Source organism: Paenibacillus sp. Z6-24 (assembly GCF_054161335.1).
Genome location: NZ_CP096398.1, coordinates 1,315,140 through 1,333,812, shown reverse-complemented (window position 1 = coordinate 1,333,812; position 18,673 = coordinate 1,315,140). Strand labels below are relative to the sequence as shown.

Below are 18,673 nucleotides of genomic sequence, written 5' to 3'. Positions count from 1 at the left end.
ATGGGTGGAAGCAGGCATGGTTAGGCGGTATGCCTGCTTCCGGATCATTGTTTTATTTTTCAGGTGCCATATGTATCCTGTGCCATGGTTCTCGGTACGAGAGAATTAGGTTGCGGCAGGTAGTTAGCAGGTTTGGATGTATGGCGGGTTGGTGACTGGTGGTGATCCATTAGTCTTGAACGTGCTCGGCGTAGGCTTTGGCGTCCATCAGTTTGGACAGGGCGCTTTCCAGTTCGTCGGTTACTTTGAGTTCGATCATCCAGCCGCGTCCGTAAGGGTCGGAGTTGACCAGTTCGGGTTCGGTCTCCAGGTCAGGATTAAATGTGGTAACGGTACCGGCCAGCGGACAGAACAGCTCGGACACAGTTTTGACGGATTCGATTGTGCCTACGTCTTCATCTGCTGCGACTTCGCGCCCTTCTTCCGGCAGTTCGACGAATACGATATCTCCGAGCTGATGCTGGGCAAAATCGGTAATGCCGATACGGACGGTATCTTCGCTGATGCGCTCTACCCACTCATGTTGCTCGCTGTACAACAATTGATCTTTGATCTCACTCATCGTTCCATTCCTCCGGTTCCATGTCATAATTGGGTTTTGATGCCACAAGCGTATAGTAAGGAAGATTGCGCTGTCAAGAGTCTTGACATCCCTCTTTGAATCAAGTATTAATATAATAAACATACATTTTTAATATTTTATTCTTGAATGTTCGGAAATACATAACATCATATGTGAGCGGATGAACGTACAGGGAGAGACTGCCGGCATCAAGGCAGCGCCGAAGGAGTAAGCCGTTATGGTGAATCTCTCAGGCAAAAGGACCTGTACTGGACGCGGCTCTGGAGAGAATCCGGCGGTTATGAACAGACATCATAATCATACCTGAGCGGATCACCAAAGGGGAAACTTATCTCGGCCATATGCTTTTACGAGGAGTATAGCATACAGTGATGGAATATGCTGTATGATCATCCGGCAGTGGACAAATAAGGTAACTCTCAGGTACCAAGGACAGGGAGGAAAAGGAAAATACGGGCGATGCCTGTTTATTTCCTGATCCTCCCTGTTTTTTTGTCTATATGACCCATCCTGTTCCATACCAAATAAACCATGAGGTGAATCATTGATGACTACAGAACTCAAGCGCACACCGCTTTATCCGTTGTATGCCGCATCCGGTTCCCCGCGCTGCATTGATTTTGGCGGTTGGGAACTGCCTGTCCAGTTTACAGGCATCCAGAAAGAGCATGAAGCTGTCCGTGAGAAAGCAGGATTGTTCGACGTCTCCCATATGGGCGAAGTGATCATCAGCGGGTCCGGTTCCCTCGATTACCTACAAAAGATGCTGACCAATGACGTCTCCCGGCTGCAGGATGGTCAGGCGCAGTATACACTCATGTGTTATGCGACCGGCGGTGTCGTCGACGATCTGCTCGTCTACCGGCTGGGCGAAGAGCATTATATGCTCGTCATCAATGCTTCCAACATCGACAAGGATATAGAGTGGCTGCAGAAACATCTGCCGGAGAGCGTCACGCTGCAAAATATCTCCGAGCAGACGGCGCTGATCGCGCTGCAGGGTCCGCTCTCCGCAGATATTCTGGCAAAAGCTGCCGGGAGTGATGCGTACAAGGAATTGCCCGGCTTCTCCTTTATCGCCGATGCGGAACTGTTCGGTGCCAAAGTCATCCTGTCCCGCACCGGCTATACCGGTGAAGATGGCTACGAGATCTATGCGCCGGCCGATCAGGCTGGTGACATCTGGACCGGCCTGCTGGCAGCCGGTGAAGCCGACGGACTGTTACCCTGCGGACTTGGTGCGCGAGATACACTGCGCTTTGAAGCCAAGCTGCCATTATATGGACAAGAGTTATCTGCAGACATTACGCCGCTTGAAGCCAGCCTCGGTTTCTTTGTGAAGCTGGACAAAGGTGAATTTATCGGCCGCAGCGTACTGCTGGAGCAAAAGGAAAACGGAGTACCGCGCAAGCTGGTCGGCGTGGAGATTACCGATCGGGGTATCCCCCGCTCCCATTATCCGGTCTTCCGGGATGGCCGCCAGATCGGCGAAGTGACGACCGGTACCCAGTCCCCTACACTCAAGCGTAATCTCGGTCTTGCCCTGATCGAAACGGAACACGCGGCCATCGGTACCGAGATTGAAGTGGAGATTCGCGGTAAACGTCTCAAAGCCGAAGTCATCAAAGCTCCTTTTTATAAAAGAAAGCCTGTGACCGTCTGATTGATTATTCCCGTGTCTGATCAACCATCACCCGGCAGCTCCTGCTGCCGAAAGGAGTCTATATAATGAAATTGCATCGCTATATTCCGATGACTGCCCAGAACGAAGCCGATATGCTGGCTGTCGTAGGTGCATCATCCATCGAGGATCTGTTCAAGGATATTCCGGCAGCTGTTCGCTACCAGGGCACACTGCCGATGTCGGACATGCTGGACGAATACGCACTGACCCGTCATATGTCACAGCTCGCTGGTCGCAATGCCGATACAGACCGTTACACCAGCTTCCTCGGTGCAGGCATTTACGACCATCATGTGCCTTCGGTGATCAACCATGTGATCTCCCGCTCCGAATTCTACACTGCCTATACTCCGTATCAACCGGAGATCAGTCAGGGTGAGCTGCAGGCCATTTTTGAATTCCAATCCTACATTTGCGAATTGACCGGGATGGCTGTAGCCAATGCGAGTATGTACGATGGAGCGACTGCGCTGGCCGAAGCGGCTTCACTGGCAGCCTCTGCGACGCGCCGTACCAAGATCGTCGCCTTCTCCACCATTCATCCGGAAGCACGCGCTGTCGTACGCAGCTATGCACGCGGATTAAATCTGGAAGTGGTCGAAGTGCCCTATGGCGACGGAGTGACCGATATCAGCGCACTTGCCGAAGTGCTGGATGATCAGACGGCTGCCGTACTGGTGCAGTCTCCGAACTTCTTTGGTGGTATCGAGGGGATTCGCGCTGCTGCGGATCTTGCTCATGAACACGGTGCACTGCTCGTTGTCAGCACCAACCCGATTTCACTCGGTCTGCTGGAAGCACCGGGCAAGCTGGGAGCGGATATCGTTGTCGGCGATGCACAGCCGCTTGGCATTTCCATGTCCCTCGGCGGTCCTACATGCGGATTCTTCGCGGTATCGCAGGCCCAGATGCGCCGTATGCCGGGCCGTATCGTCGGCCAGACGACCGATCGTGACGGCAAGCGCGGCTTTGTACTGACGCTGCAGACACGCGAACAGCATATCCGCCGCGACAAAGCGACTTCCAATATTTGCTCCAACCAGGCGCTGCTGGCACTGTCCGCTTCGGTCTACATGTCCATTATGGGCAAACAGGGCATGATCGATGTCGCCGACCTGAATGTGCAGAAGTCCCATTATGCCGCACAGAAGCTGTCTTCCGTGCCCGGCCTTAAGCTTGCATTCCAGTCTCCGTTCTTCAATGAATTTGTAATCCAACTGCCGGAAAGCACGTCCGCAGCCGAGCTGAATGTGAAGCTGCTGGAGCAGGGTGTCATCGGTGGTTATGATCTTGGTCTGTCCTATCCGGAGTTATCCGGTCACATGCTGTTCGCTGTAACGGAAAAGCGCACCAAATCCGAGATTGATCAACTGGCAACCCAACTGGAGGCATCCCTATGACAAATGAAACGGTAACGACAACCCCTACAGACGCCAAGACTACAGCATCCGCCGAACTAATCGGCGCAGTGATTAAGGAAAAAGCGCTGATCTTCGAACTCAGCCAACCCGGCCGTGTCGGCTATTCCCTGCCGGAATGCGATGTGCCGCGTGTCGAGATGAGCGACGTCATTCCGCAAGACATGCTGCGCAGTGAAGCGGCTGCCCTGCCGGAAGTCTATGAAGTGGATGTTATTCGTCACTATACCGAGCTGTCCCGTCTGAACTTTGGCGTGGATAACGGATTCTATCCGCTCGGCTCCTGTACGATGAAATACAACCCGAAAATCAACGAGGATGTCGCCCGCTATGCCGGTTTTGCCAAAATTCATCCGTATCAGCCGGAGCAAAGTATCCAGGGAGCGCTGGAAATGCTGCATACCCTGCAAAACGATCTGGCTGCCCTGACCGGTATGGACGCCGTAACCCTGCAGCCGGCAGCCGGAGCGCATGGAGAATGGACCGGCCTGATGATGATTCGTGCCTATCACGAGAAGCGGGGCGAGCATCGTACCAAAGTCATCGTGCCGGATTCCTCGCACGGAACCAACCCTGCCAGCGCAACGGTCGCAGGCTTCCAGACGATTACCATTCCTTCCAATGAACGCGGCCTGGTCGATCTGGATGCCCTGCGTGCAGCGGTAGGACCGGATACGGCAGCACTCATGCTGACCAACCCGAATACACTGGGATTGTTCGAAGAACAGATTACCGAGATCGCCCAGGTCGTGCATGAAGCCGGCGGTCTGCTCTACTACGATGGCGCCAACTCCAATGCGATCATGGGCGTCACCCGTCCGGGCGATATGGGCTTTGACGTGGTCCATCTCAACCTGCACAAGACGATGAGCACGCCTCACGGCGGCGGTGGCCCGGGTGCCGGTCCGGTCGGTGTGAAAAGTCGACTGCTGCCTTTCCTGCCGGAGCCTGTCGTCGAGAAGCTGGAAGATGGCAGTTACACACTGCGTTCCGGTTCACCGGATTCGATCGGTCGTGTCAAAGCGTACTACGGCAACTTTGGTATTCTCGTGCGTGCCTATACGTATATCCGCACCTACGGTCCGGAAGGCCTGCGCCGGGTATCCGAATGTGCCGTGCTGAATGCCAACTACATGATGCATCGCCTCAAGGATCACTACATTATGCCGTATGATAATGTATGCAAACACGAATTCGTTATGTCCGGCAAAGGACTGAAGCAGTACGGTGTACGCACGCTTGATGTCGCCAAACGATTGCTCGACTTTGGCTACCATCCGCCTACCGTCTACTTTCCGCTCAACGTTGAGGAATGCATCATGATCGAGCCGACCGAGACCGAGAGCAAAGAAACGCTGGATGCCTTTATCGATACGATGATCCAGATTGCCCAGGAAGCCAAAGACACGCCGGAGCTGGTGCTCAACGCACCATATACAACGGTGGTCAAACGCCTGGACGAAGCAACCGCAGCCCGCAAACCGGTACTCAACTGCGCTTGCAGCTAAAATTTATAGCTCATAGCTTACGGCATATATAGATTAAAGCAATCAAGGAACTTATCGTAGCGATAAGCTCCTCGATTGCTTTTTGTATGTACTTTATACCCGCGCTGGCTTTAAATAAGCGCTATCGATTACCTGATATGCGATTTTCTAATATCCGCATAACCCATTTAATTCTTACTATTTACCTGCTGCTTCATCAGGCTGTATATTGAGAGATAAGATTTTATATTGATTTAAGTAGGAGGATAACCATGATTTACAGAAACGCTACAATCGATGATATACCGGCTATCGCTGAATTACAGCAAAAATACCATATTACAACCATCAGTGAACAGGACAAACCTCATGGGTTTGTGACCACCCTGTTTACAGACGAGCAATTCAAGGAGATCATTGAAAAGGAAAATGGAGTCACTATTGCGTGTGATGGCGATAAAGTTATCGCTTACGTGATGGCCGCTTCCTGGGAATACTGGTCCAAATGGCCCCTTTTCCAGCATATGATTGGCGATCTGGAGCATACCGAGTACAAAGGAACCGTACTGTCTACAGACAACAGCTACCAATACGGACCGATCTGCATCGATACAACATACAGAGGCACCGAAGTACTCAAAAAGGTTTTCGAATTTTCCAAAAAACAAATGAGTCAACGATATCCGATCCTGATCACATTCATCAACCATATCAATCCAAGATCCTATGCCGCCCATACCCAAAAACTCGGTCTCGATGTTATCAAAAGCTTTGAATTCAACAATAACAACTACTATGAACTGGGCTGCCTGACATCGGATTAAATGACTGCGCATCACATCAGTCAACTGTACTTCGGATTACGCTGTTATACATCAATATGATCGAATACACAATCACTTTACGCTTTCCTGCCAACCCATTTTCGATAACCATCACCTATTCATTTACGAAAAGAGGAATATTATGAGCAGATTCGGATTGTTCGGCAAATTTACAGTACAGGAAAACCAGCGCGACAACATGGTCAGCATTCTGCTGGGCGCTGCAGAATCGATGAAAGATCTACAAGAATGCGAAATTTACACGATCAGCATCGCCGAAAATGAACCGAATTGCGTATATGTCTACGAAGTATGGAGCAGCGAGCAAGCCCACCAGGCATCCCTGCAACTGGAAGCTACCCAGACTCTAATCCAACAAGCCAAACCCATCATCACCGGCATGGAAAGAATCAGCACCTTTCACCCCCTCGGCGGCAAAGGACTGCCTTCCACCTTATAAGCAATACCTATTATCACCTGAATTCGAGTCCATACTCATTACCTATCAATACCGTTTTCTCTTCAAAAACTCTTAACCCACTGCTTAAACCAACCTATTCCCCTAACTCAGCTCTCGTTTCTTTTGTGCAAGACTGGTTCCAACCAAAGTCCCCCAGGCGCACTTAGCGAAGGGAAAGGAATCATTCCAGAGGCCGACATTTAAGAATGGATATTTACCGCAATAGCGGTCATTCCAAATATCCATTCTTAACCGGAGGCCGCCGGAATGATCCTTTCCCGCAGCGAATTCCCTCTTAGCTCTTGTTCATCTTTACACAAAAAAACCGAAAAAAAGCTGATTTCCCGAATCAATTCAGGAAATCAGCTTAATGGGATTGTTGGAAAAAGAATAAATGAATCGAAAACGGTAGGTCCGTCGATTACACCTGAATCGCGTTTACCAGTTCGACAACCTGCTCTGCTGTCTGCATGTCGAGTGCTTTGGCAGCAAGCTCCTGCATTTCAGCTTTGGACAGTTTGGCAATTTGGCTGCGTGCAGGCAGAATCGAGCTTGCACTCATACTGAACTCATCGAGTCCCAGACCGAGCAGCAATGGAATCGCTGTAGCGTCCCCTGCCATCTCGCCGCACATTCCGGCCCATTTGCCTTCTTTGTGCGCTGCATCGATAACCATTTTAACCAGACGCAGAATGGACGGGTTATATGGTTGATACAGATAGGATACACGTTCGTTCATACGGTCAGCTGCCATCGTGTACTGGATCAGATCGTTAGTGCCGATACTGAAGAAGTCCACTTCTTTGGCAAACTGGTCGGCCAGAACTGCTGTGGAAGGAATCTCAACCATGATGCCGAGTTGGATGTTGTCCGATACGGATACACCTTCAGCAACCAGTTTTTCTTTTTCTTCCATCATTACCGCTTTGGCTTCACGGAATTCGCCCAGTGTCGCGATCATTGGGAACATGACGCGCAGTTCACCATATACGCTTGCACGAAGCAGCGCACGCAGTTGAGTGCGGAAAATGTCCTGACGATCCAGACACAGACGGATAGCACGGAAACCGAGGAACGGGTTCATTTCTTTTGGCAGAACCAGGTAAGGCAGTTCCTTGTCGCCACCGATATCCAGTGTACGAACAACTACAGGCTTGCCTGCCATTTTTTCGAGCACGGTTTTGTAGGCATTGAACTGTACATCTTCGGATGGCAGCTCATCACGGCCCATGTACAGGAACTCTGTACGGTACAGACCTACTGCTTCGCCGCCGTTATCAATAACGCCAGCTACATCATTTGGAGTACCAATGTTGGCAGCCAGTTCGATGTGAACGCCGTCTTTAGATACAGTTGCTTCATCGCGCAGTTTGCGCCATTCTGCTACCTGTGCCTCATAAGCTTCACGTTTCGCACGGTATTCTGCCAGTGTCGCTTCATCCGGATTCACGATTACGTTACCTTCGAGACCATCGACGATAACCATATCTCCGTTTTGTACAACTTCCATAACTTCCTTCGTTCCTACTACTGCCGGGATCTCCAGGGAGCGTGCCATGATCGCAGAGTGAGAAGTACGTCCGCCAATGTTGGTTGTGAAGCCTTTTACATAATTGCGGTCCAGCTGAGCTGTATCGGAAGGCGTCAGGTCTTCAGCAATGATGACCACTTCTTCACGGATTTCAGCAGGGCTCTGGAAATTCACGCCCATCAAGTGGTTGATCACGCGTTTCGTTACGTCGCGCATATCCGCAGCACGTTCTTGCAGGTACGCGCTTTTCATGTTTTCAAACATGGTTACGAACTGGGAAGCCACTTCGTTCAGTGCATATTCCGCATTGATCATATCGGAAGAAATTTTATCTTTTACCGGATCGATCAATTCAGGGTCATTCAGAATGAGCAGGTGAGATTCGAAAATCTCTGCCTTTTTTGCTCCCATTTCTTGCAGCGTGCGCTCTTTGATCGCCTCAAGTTCTACTTTGGATTGCTCCAGAGCAGACGTGAGTTTAGCCAGTTCCGCATCGGCATCACTTACTGAGCGTTTGGTGATTTCATACTCAGGATGTTCCAGACGGAATGCTTTGGCAATGGCGATGCCCGAAGACGCCGCAATTCCCAAAATATTAGCCATTGATTTCGCCTAGCCCTTCATTAACCATTACATCAGTCAGAGCTTGCAGAGCCGCTTCTTCTTCTGCACCAGTAGTGGACAGAACGATAGTGTCACCTTGCTCCAGACCCAGGGACAGAACGCCCAGGATAGATTTCAGGGTTACTTTTTTACCTTTAGCTTCAGCGAAAGATTCAGTAGAAGCAAATTTGTTAGCAGCTGTTACCAGTGCAGTTGCCGGGCGTGCGTGGATACCATCTTCATCAACGATTTTGAATGTTTTTTCCATTATAAAGTCACTCGCTTTCTGTTAGTAGTAATAGAGATGTAACTATTAAGCCATCCACTCTATTGTACAGCATAATAAACCTTGATGCACGTTCTGTAAGAAAAAAATTCGACTTTTTTCAGCAATACGCAGCAATTTGCGGCAAAATTTAGGCAAATTCATTTCTTTACCATACAAATGCTCTTTCTTGCTAAAACATGCTTTCATTTTATAATGATAGCAAACTATAGGCGAAGTTCCAGGGAACCGCCTATAGTTTGCTGTGAAACACATCCTGCATACATACACTTAATACTTAGACATAAATCCTGAGGATTAAGCAGCTTACCGAGCTGATTCGTCGAAATGAGTTGTGTTTTTCTGGATGTCGGACTATTCAGTTGGAGGCTGATCGATCTGCCTGTTAAGCAGCTGATTGTAATACAGAGAATGTATTCCGGCAAGAATCCCTTTTACGGACGGCTCTTACCGGACCTTGCGAATACGTCATTCACATTGAAACTGCGATTATTTAATGGAGATAATATCGCCTTCTCCAGATTTGACTGTTCCGGATTTCTTCAGCGTTACCGCTGCGCCTTCCGGCAGGTTGGAGAAGATTACCGGTGTAATAATCGATGGAGCATTAGCTTTTACATATTCCAGATCCACTTCGAGGATCGGTTGGCCTGCCATTACATCGTCACCTTCAGCAACCAGCACAGTGAAGCCCTGGCCTTTCAGTTTAACGGTGTTCACGCCAACGTGTACCAGGATCTCTTTGCCGGTCTCGGACATGATGCCGATCGCATGCTTGCTCGGGAATACGTTGAATACTTTACCGTTTACCGGAGAAGCGATTGTTCCATTCGAAGGCAGGATCGCAAAACCGTCACCGGTCATTTTCTGCGAGAATACCGGATCCGGTACTTCGCTGATATTCAGCAGTTCGCCGCTTGCCGGAGCTACGATAACTTCTTCAGTCATCACATCTACCTGGTTTTCGGCAGTGCCTTTGGCTGGTTCATTATCTACACTTGGAGGTGTAGCACGCGGTGTGCGTCCAGCGATAATGTCCTGCATTTGCGATTTGATCGTATCGGAACGTGTACCGAAGATCGCTTGAACGTTGTTACCCACTTCCAGTACGCCAGAAGCGCCCAGCGATTTCAGACGGTCTTTGTTAACGTTTTTCGGTTCTTTAACCTGGATACGCAGACGAGTAATACAAGCATCCAGACTGGAGATGTTTTCCTGGCCGCCAAAAGCGTCCAGAATCTTGCCAGGCAGTTCGTCTTGTGTTGCGCTGCCGCCAGTGTTGTTCTCATCCGAAGCAACCGTATCTTCACGACCCGGTGTTTTCAGGTTGAATTTGCGGATAGCGAAACGGAAACCAAAGTAGTACACAACTGCTAGGATCAGACCGACGATGATAACATCCCACCATGCGGTACGGTTCGGAATAACCCCGAACAGGATAAAGTCAATCAGACCACCAGAGAAAGTCATACCGATCTTAACGCCGAGAATCTGCATCGTCATGAAAGACAGACCTGCGAAGATGGCATGGATACCGAACAGGACTGGAGCTACGAACAGGAATGAGAATTCCAGCGGCTCTGTAATACCTGTCAGGAAGGAAGTCAGTGCTGCAGAAGCCATGATACCTGCAACATATTTTTTGTGTTGTGGCTTGGATTCATGATAGATTGCCAGTGCTGCCGCAGGCAGACCGAACATCATGAACGGGAACTTACCAACCATGAATGTACCCGCTGTGAACGGCACACCGTCACGCAGCTGAGCCATAAAGATCTTCTGGTCACCACGTACCAGTTGACCGGCTTTATTGACATATTCACCAAATTCATACCAGAACGGTGAGTAGAAGATATGATGCAATCCGAAAGGAATCAGTGAACGCTCGATAACCCCGAAGATAAATGCGGACAGTGTAGGGTTCGCATCGACCATGTTGTGGGAAACGTTATTCAGCAGAGACTGAATCGGAGGCCATACCACGATCATAACCAGACCCAGGAGCAGGGATGTAACAGCCGTCATAATTGGAACGAAACGTTTACCTGCAAAGAAGCCCAGGTAGGACGGCAGTTCGATTTTGAAGAACCGCTTGTACATCGCTGCTGCCAGAATACCGACGATGATACCGCCGAATACACCGGTTTGCAGCGTAGGGATACCGAGTACGGAAGCCAGTGCAAAGTTACCTTTACCCACATCTTCAGCTTTGATACCCATAGCTGTACCCATGGTTACGTTCATAATCAGATAACCGATAATCGCTGCCAGACCAGCAACGCCTTCTCCTCCTGCGAGCCCGACGGCAACCCCGACGGCAAATAACAAGGATAGGTTATCAAATACGATTTGCCCGGAGTTCATCATTACTTCAGCAGTAATTTGAACCCACTTGGCATTCAATGCAGGAATATACTGCAAAAAGTCTGGGTTAACCAACAGGTTACCGATACCCAGCAACAAACCTGCAGCTGGCAGAATCGCAACCGGAAGCATCAGTGCTCTACCAACTTTTTGCAAAACGCCAAACAGACGTCTAAACAATACAGCCACTTCCCCTCTTAAATATAATGTATGATTTTGAGTTGCAGTGCAGGCAGGATTCACTTCTTCAATGTGTATGACCCAAACCGATAATATATTAAACCCATTCAGCTAATATATTATGAAAATGGAACTTTCTTGATTCCTTGACCTCACTGCGTTCAACAACCGACTAGTGTATAGCATGCAAAAAAGGCATGAGCAAACAATGTATATGTACACAGAAACTATGCCTGCAGATAAGGATATAATGATCCCTCTGCTATGCAGCTTCGCTACAAATACTTTGTTAACTCATGCCTGATCGAATCAGTAACACGTTATAAACGCTATTCGTTTGTTGATTACGTTCTGAATTATAGCACTCTCATTTTGAACATGCAAGCCTTTTCATTAAAAAAGTATTCAGCATACTTTTTTACACTGTCCGGACACCATTTCATGATCCATTCTCGGTTTCATTCTTCTCGACGAACCGCTGCAGATGCATGGTCAGATAACTGACTTCGGCTCCATATACCGGCCGGCGCAGGCGTCTTTCCATCATTTTGGTCAGCTTCCAGGCCAGTGAATACACTTCCGGATATTCGACTTTGAGCATCTCTTCCAGCCGATGGGTCGCCGCTACTTTCTCGCCGCGCCGGATGCGCTCGATCGCAAACCGCAGATGGGTCAGCAGACGGGAGTAATCCAGACTATCGCCGGTAATGGTAATATGCAGACTATCCTCCACTACTTTGACCATATCGGCGATCAGACGGGAATGCGCCTTGATCTGGGTAATATGCTGGTCCGTCAGCGCACTGTAAATATGCAGCGCGACAAAACCGATCTCGTCTTCTTCCAGGCTAACGCCCAGTTTATTTTTGATCATCTCCAGTGCGTGCTCGGCCAGCCGGTACTCGGTCGGATACATCTCCCGGGTCTCATACAGAAAAGGATTTTGCACGGTCATGCCCTGTTCGGCACGCTTGATTGCAAATGCGATATGATCGGTCAATGCAATATGAATATGCTCGTTGAGCGGGGTTTTGCTTTCTTTATTAATAAAGTGAATAATCTCGTTAATCACTTCAATGATACGTTCGTCAATCTGTGTGGCCAGCTGCTTGTACTGCTCCTGCTCCTGCTGATTGGTTAGAATGAACATTTTCTCGACGACATTGAGCGGAATCTGATCGCGCGTCTTGCGGTTGAATCCGATCCCCTTGCCGATCACGACTACCTCTTCATACTGAGGATGATCTGCAATAATTACGTTATTATTCAGTACTTTAGCCACCTGTAGGCTGCTCACAGTTGCACCCCTTTTACTATCGCCTTATCCCGAATAAGTTATCAAAAAATAACAGGCTAGTCAACATAATCTGCACATTGCTCCGTCACAGCGAAAAAGACGATAAAGCCTTGATTTATCCGGCTTCATCGTCTTTTTGCCTATTCCATGGATATCCTGATCCGGAATCCAGAGTTGTTATACACAGATACATCTATTATACACTTGCCGCGGGCAGGTTACAAATGATAAGCAGGTATGGGCATAGGCACTGATGGCAGCATACATTGATTTCATCGGTGGCCTTGCAAAATGGATCGGCTTTACTCTTTATCCATTGTGGCATCGGGGATGCGGTTGGTGGATTTGATTTCAAGAGTCGGTGTTGTCAGTTCCACTGGCCGGATACCGTCTGCTTCGCCATGTGCCGGGTACGAACGGTTAGTATCGGAAAGTACGGGCTGGCGTTCGGCAGAAGTATTGTTTTTGCCGGCGAATCCCTGAATCAGCTGTTCCAGATCGAGACCCGATACACTTTTGAGCATCTCGGGAGCGGTTGCCATCAGCTCGGTGACATAGCTGCTTACCCGTGCTGCTCCGCCGCCTTCCCCTTTGCCGGTGTCGACGACGGTCAGCTTGTCGATATTGCTGAGCGGCTGGGCGATTTTGCCTGCCAGTTCCGGCAGCATTTTGGCGACGATATCGAGAATGGCCGCCTGACCGTAGTTTTCGAAAGCTTCCGCCAATTTTTGCTTGGCTTCGGCTTCGGCCAGGCCGCGCAGACGAATAACTTCGGCTTCGGCGGTACCTTTGGCACGTTCAGCATCGGCTGTCGCCAGACCAGCGAGCCGTTGCTGCTCGGCAGATGCTTTGGCTTCTGTTTCAATGGAGTACTGTTTGGCTTCGGCTTCACGCATTTTACGTGCTTTGTCCGCCTGGGCAGCCTGCTCGACCGCAAAGCGATCGGCTTCGGCCTTTTTCTTCACTTCGGCGTCATACTGTTTCTCGCGTACGGTAATTTCTTTTTCTTTCAGATCGATCTCGCGTTCTTTGCGGACGAGTTCGATTTTCATTTGTTCTTCGATCATGATCTGTTTGGCTTTGGCTTCCTGAATCTGATACGCCTGATCGGCTTCCGCACGTGCGGTATCCTGATCTTTTTTGAAGGCGGCGATTTTCAGTTCTTTTTCCTTTTCCGCTTCGGCGATATGGGTATCCCGCAGCAGTTCGGCTTTTTGTCCTTCTTCTTCGGCACGGGCTTTCTGAATGCGGGAGTCACGCAGTGCTTCGGCCTCGGCGATATCCGCATCACGCTTCACAGCGGCAATGCGCGGTTTACCAAGAGATTCCAGATAGCCATGCTTGTCACGAATATCCTTGATGGTAAAGGAAACGATCTGCAGACCCATCTTCTTGAGATCACGCGCTGCCACGCTCTGTACTTCCTGAGCGAAGCGGTCACGGTTGCGATACACTTCCTCGACGGTCATGGAGCCCATAATTGAACGCAGATGTCCTTCCAGCACTTCCTGGGCTTCGCCCTGCAGCGCTTGAATCGGCTTGCCCATGAACTGCTCGGCGGCTGTAGCCACATCTTCAACAGAGCTGCCGATCTTGATAATGGCTACGCCATCTGCCAGTACCGGCACACCCTGCTCTGTATACACTTCGGGTGTCGTTACATCCAGCTTGTGGGACAGCAGGGACAGAAATTCGGATTTCTGAAAAATCGGCCAGATAAATGCACCGCCGCCGCGGACGATCTTGATCTTGCGGCCGGCGCCATCATCCGAGATGTTTTTGCTGCCGAGAAAGGAACCGGTCACGACCATCGCTTCATCGGTGCTTACCGTTTTGTAACGGGCCCAGAAGGTAATACCCAGTACGACGAGTACGATTACGACAACAGCAGGAATCAGAATCATTTCATTCATTATGGTCATTGTATTCTCCCCTTTGAATCGGTGATAGGTGTTGTAACACGGTTGCTATAAATGATAAGTGTTGCAACACGATTGCTATAATTGATCGCTGTAACTTCTACTTCTACTTTTACTTCTGACGGCACTGCACAAGCAGTCATACATTATTCTTGCAGCACTATAATGATTTTATTGGTTGTTCCAGCGGGTCCGCTGCCTGATTCTGCTCAAATTCCGCCACTGCCAGTACACCTGCCGACTCCTCTATGATGACGACACGGACACCTGCCGCGATAGGACAGTGCTCAAAACTGGACGCGATATGTACCGTATTGCCACCTGCGACTTTGATCATGACTTCGCCATATCCCTGACCGGGAACCGGTATGGTCACTTCCCCGATCCGCCCGATCATCTCCCGGATCGAATAGGACGTGGATACTTCGCTGTTCTCCATCGGTTTGACATAGGCAAAAAATACAAACAACGCGCCTGCAACCGCCGCCAGAATGGATAGTAACAGCTCCACGCCAAGCGACAGCTCCGTATACCTGGCCAGCAAAATACCTGCTCCACCAAATACGGTGACCATGCCTGCCAGTACGACCGGCTTGAATACGTCCGGTCCGGGCAGCTCCAATCCGCCCAGCACATCACCCAGCAGGTCACCGAAAAGCAGACTGAACAGCGCATATACCGCTCCGATAATCAGACAGGTCCAATATAGCGTTTCCATAAATGCTCGCTCCTTTCCCTTCTCTGACATGACCGCCGCAGCCTGTAAGAATGGTATACGATAACAGGCGAATAGGGCTGATAATTGGCGATATACCGATATTTACGTATTATATGGCGTGAAGTTGCATTTTTTTACCTTTAAAAGGAATAGTTATGTCAAAATAACACCTTCATTCGATTCTTATCTCTTCACGTTATATGTGCCATTACAACCAATAGGTACATTTACAACCAATAGGTGCAGTTACAAAAAAACAAATACAACTCTTACTGACTGAACACAAAAAAGCACTGTTTCCAAACGATCCTGAGGATCGAGGAAACAGTGCTTTTGGCTATATATGTGCTGAATTGATATTAACACCATCCTTTATTCCGATCCAGCCTTATACAGGCAGCAGGTTCGTATTACTGATCTGCTGCTGCATAAATGCTGTGATAAAGGTACGGATAGATCTCGAAATGTCTGCTGCTTACAGGGACATACGGTAGATTTCGCGTACATCGTCTGCCTGCAGTTTGGCAAAGTTACCGAAGGAAGGACCGAATTTCAGTGTTTTCTCGACCATCAGGTCGATCTGGCTGTCATCGATATCATAATCGGCCAGACGGCTAGGTGCACCAATGGATGTCCAGAAGTCACGCAGTGCCTGGATACCTTCTGCGCCCACTTCTTCATCGCTCTTGCCTGCAGGGTCAACGTGGAATACGTTAACAGCCAGCTTGGCAAAACGGGAAGGGTCCACTTTGAGGTTGTACTGCATCCAGTTCGGGAACAGGATCGCCAGACCGCCGCCATGAGGGATATCGTACACTGCGGATACCGCATGCTCAATATTGTGGGTTGCCCAGTCACCGGTTACGCCCATGCTCAGCACACCGTTCAACGCCATTGTACCGGAGTACATGATGGTGGAACGCAGCTCGTAGTTCTCCAGATCATTGATCAGGTGAGGAGCGGCATCGATCACGGCACGCAGTACGGACTCACAGGAGCCGTCCTGTACCGGTGTGTTTTGCTCGGGATGGAAATACGTCTCCAGTACGTGGGACATCATATCCACCACACCATATACCGTCTGATCCTTCGGCAGGGAATACGTAAATTCCGGATCGAGGATCGAGAATGCCGGGAAGGAATACTGGGAACCCCAGCCAAGCTTCTCCTGAGTCTCGCTGTTGGTAATAACGGAACCGGAATTCATTTCCGAACCGGTCGCTGCCATGGTCAGCACTACGCCAAGTGGCAGTGCGCCCTGTGGAGCGGCTTTGCGTTCGATAATATCCCACATGTCACCATCGTATTTGGCGCCTACGACGATCGCTTTGGCACAGTCGATAACACTGCCGCCGCCGACAGCCAGTACCAGATCGATCTGGTTGGCTTTGCACAGCTCTACACCTTTATGAACAGTGGACAGACGCGGGTTTGGTTCTACGCCTGCCAGCTCGGTTACATTGGCATCAATCTCTTTTAAGTATTGAACAACCTGGTCGTACAGTCCGGCACGCTTGATGCTGCCGCCGCCGTATACCAGCAGTATGTTTTTACCGTATTTCGGTACTTCACGCTTCAATGTCTCCAGCTGGCCTTTACCAAAGATAAGGCGGGTTGGATTATAAAATTCAAATGATTTCATCTGAGAATAGCCTCCCTTACAGGATATAAGATTTGGGGAACTCCGTGAGAAACACACTCATTCAGGTTTGAAGATCAGAATATTGATAGTAACTAATAAGTAAGTTACGGTTTCTCACTACTTTACAAGTATACACCTTTGCGCCGCAAAAACAAAATCCAGCTTGTTCCCTTTGCTGATTTAACCACAAAATTCTCATACCAAACGAAAAGAACTCCTCCTTTGCGCTTCCTATTCCTTCTGTGACTCCACCCAGAGATTGATATTGGGCGATTATGCTGAATAAGTAGTTAAAAATTCCTCTTCCTGTCCAATATACGAGTAGAGGTTGTGGACATTCTAAATAAAGCACGAAGGTTGTATCCATGGAACCTCTACGGATCTGCAAGGCTTTTGTCGATATTCAAAGTTCTCTATCGATCTGTAACGTCTTCGTGCTTTCTGCAACGCCTGTTTGCAATGCCTATTATTGAAGGAAAGGATTACCCTACTTATGAAAACATCCAACTCTGCAGGACCCCGCAAAAGCGGACGCTCCTGGAAAAAAATCCTCCTCCGCACTTTTATTTCGCTGGTTGGAGTGATCATTCTGCTGCTGGCAGCAGGATTCATTTATGAACATATCGCTTCCAGGCAATCCCAGGCGAGCTATCCGCCGCCCGGCAAAATGATCGACATTAACGGTTACCGGCTGCATGTGCACACTTATGGCAGCGGATCGCCGACCATCCTGCTGGAAGCTGGCAGCGGAGAGTCCAGTCTATCCTGGAGGCAGATTCCCGAGCAGCTGGCGGCCTCTACAGGCGCCACCGTCGTCACCTATGACCGTGCAGGATATGCCTGGAGTGACAGCAGCCCGCTGCCGCGTACCGGACAGAATATCGTCAAGGAGCTGCACACCGCCCTGCAAAAAGCCGATATTCGCGGTCCCTATCTGCTCGCCGGTCACTCACTCGGCGGCATGTATACCCGGCTGTTCGCCCAGACGTATCCGGATGAAGTAGCCGGTATGGTTCTTATTGATGCACGGCCTGAAAATGATGCACGACGAACTGAAGCGATCTATGAAGAAGAGCATGCCGGCAGTTCCACGCCGTCTCCGTATATTTCCATTTTCCTGACGGAGGTAGGGGCTTTCCGCCTGTTCCCGAACTTCATGCTGACCGGAAGGGTAGAGCCGGAAGACCGCAAGGATTTCGTCAATGTGGTCGCGTCGCCGAAATACTTTAAAGCCGTCTCCGAAGAAGGACAGCTTGCCCGTACGACCGAGGATGCCATTCGCGATCAGAATCTTGGTGATCTGCCGGTCCGGGTGATTGCACGCGGGCAGGAACAGGATCTGACCCGCTTTGGGATCAGCAAGGAAGCCAATGACAAGATCGAGCAGAGCTGGCAGATTGGCCAGCGTGAGATGCTTTCCATTTCCCATAACAGCAAACTGATCATAGCCAAGAAAAGTGAACATATGATTATTCATGATCAACCCAAGCTGGTTATCCGGGTGATCGAAGAGCTGCTGGCAGAGATTCGGGAGAAATCCCCTGCTGGCGGCAGCAAAGGAGCGGCTGTCGCCTCTTCCTGATCAGACAGCTGAATATCACCGAATTCCAAATTGGAAAATCCTTTGGAAGCGAACATAAAAAAGGAACACGCTGGGTTTGACTGAGGCCCAGCGTG

Annotated in this window: 14 protein-coding genes and 1 riboswitch; of the genes, 6 read left to right on the top strand and 8 right to left on the bottom strand. The window is 49.6% G+C overall.

The window, feature by feature from the left end; translation table 11 throughout:
- Positions 1-169: 169 nt before the first annotated feature.
- The gene (gene gcvH, locus M1D61_RS05880) at positions 170-562 is read right to left on the bottom strand and encodes a glycine cleavage system protein GcvH (RefSeq protein WP_458121527.1); all 393 of its coding nucleotides are present in this window, start codon (positions 560-562) and stop codon (positions 170-172) included.
- A 181-nt stretch (positions 563-743) separates the two neighbouring features.
- Positions 744-838, top strand: a riboswitch (glycine riboswitch).
- A 292-nt stretch (positions 839-1,130) separates the two neighbouring features.
- On the opposite strand from gcvH, the gene gcvT reads away from it, so the two are divergent.
- The 5 genes from gcvT (at position 1,131) to M1D61_RS05855 (ending at position 6,456) form a co-directional block, all read left to right on the top strand.
- Positions 1,131-2,246 (top strand): glycine cleavage system aminomethyltransferase GcvT, encoded by a 1,116-nt coding sequence (gene gcvT / locus M1D61_RS05875; RefSeq protein ID WP_458121526.1) that lies wholly within the window; start codon positions 1,131-1,133, stop codon positions 2,244-2,246.
- 65 nt (positions 2,247-2,311) lie between these two features.
- Positions 2,312-3,667 carry an aminomethyl-transferring glycine dehydrogenase subunit GcvPA gene (gene gcvPA, locus M1D61_RS05870; RefSeq protein WP_458121525.1) on the top strand — a complete coding sequence of 452 codons (1,356 nt, stop codon included), beginning with the start codon at positions 2,312-2,314 and terminating at the stop codon, positions 3,665-3,667.
- 68 nt (positions 3,668-3,735) lie between these two features.
- Positions 3,736-5,193 carry an aminomethyl-transferring glycine dehydrogenase subunit GcvPB gene (gcvPB, locus tag M1D61_RS05865; protein WP_458122422.1) on the top strand — a complete coding sequence of 486 codons (1,458 nt, stop codon included), beginning with the start codon at positions 3,736-3,738 and terminating at the stop codon, positions 5,191-5,193.
- A gap of 251 nt (positions 5,194-5,444) precedes the next feature.
- Positions 5,445-5,996, top strand: a complete 552-nt coding sequence (locus M1D61_RS05860; RefSeq protein WP_458121524.1) for a GNAT family acetyltransferase — start codon at positions 5,445-5,447, stop codon at positions 5,994-5,996.
- A gap of 142 nt (positions 5,997-6,138) precedes the next feature.
- On the top strand, positions 6,139-6,456 hold the full coding sequence (locus M1D61_RS05855) for a putative quinol monooxygenase (protein WP_458121523.1): 318 nt from the start codon (positions 6,139-6,141) through the stop codon (positions 6,454-6,456).
- A gap of 421 nt (positions 6,457-6,877) precedes the next feature.
- Here M1D61_RS05855 and ptsP read toward each other — a convergent pair whose 3' ends face one another.
- The 7 genes from ptsP to M1D61_RS05820 form a co-directional block, all read right to left on the bottom strand.
- Positions 6,878-8,590, bottom strand: coding sequence for a phosphoenolpyruvate--protein phosphotransferase (ptsP, locus tag M1D61_RS05850; protein WP_458121522.1), 1,713 nt, complete (start codon positions 8,588-8,590; stop codon positions 6,878-6,880).
- Complete coding sequence (locus M1D61_RS05845) at positions 8,583-8,858, bottom strand: HPr family phosphocarrier protein (protein WP_017813500.1); 276 nt, start codon at positions 8,856-8,858, stop codon at positions 8,583-8,585. Before M1D61_RS05845 ends, ptsP begins: the two co-directional genes overlap by 8 nt.
- Positions 8,859-9,365: 507 nt before the next feature.
- The gene (gene ptsG / locus M1D61_RS05840) at positions 9,366-11,420 is read right to left on the bottom strand and encodes a glucose-specific PTS transporter subunit IIBC (protein WP_458122421.1); all 2,055 of its coding nucleotides are present in this window, start codon (positions 11,418-11,420) and stop codon (positions 9,366-9,368) included.
- Between the two features lie 439 nt (positions 11,421-11,859).
- Positions 11,860-12,717 (bottom strand): glucose PTS transporter transcription antiterminator GlcT, encoded by an 858-nt coding sequence (glcT, locus tag M1D61_RS05835; RefSeq protein ID WP_046213437.1) that lies wholly within the window; start codon positions 12,715-12,717, stop codon positions 11,860-11,862.
- 302 nt (positions 12,718-13,019) lie between these two features.
- Positions 13,020-14,639 carry a flotillin family protein gene (locus tag M1D61_RS05830; protein ID WP_052723632.1) on the bottom strand — a complete coding sequence of 540 codons (1,620 nt, stop codon included), beginning with the start codon at positions 14,637-14,639 and terminating at the stop codon, positions 13,020-13,022.
- A gap of 157 nt (positions 14,640-14,796) precedes the next feature.
- Entirely contained in the window at positions 14,797-15,354 is a 558-nt protein-coding gene (locus tag M1D61_RS05825; protein ID WP_458121521.1) for a protease, read from the bottom strand.
- A gap of 475 nt (positions 15,355-15,829) precedes the next feature.
- Positions 15,830-16,996 carry an iron-containing alcohol dehydrogenase gene (locus M1D61_RS05820; protein WP_046213435.1) on the bottom strand — a complete coding sequence of 389 codons (1,167 nt, stop codon included), beginning with the start codon at positions 16,994-16,996 and terminating at the stop codon, positions 15,830-15,832.
- 493 nt (positions 16,997-17,489) lie between these two features.
- Between M1D61_RS05820 and M1D61_RS05815 the strand changes: the two genes are divergently transcribed.
- A complete protein-coding gene (locus M1D61_RS05815) occupies positions 17,490-18,578 on the top strand; it encodes an alpha/beta fold hydrolase (protein WP_458121520.1) in 1,089 nt (362 codons plus the stop codon).
- The last annotated feature ends 95 nt before the right edge of the window (positions 18,579-18,673 follow it).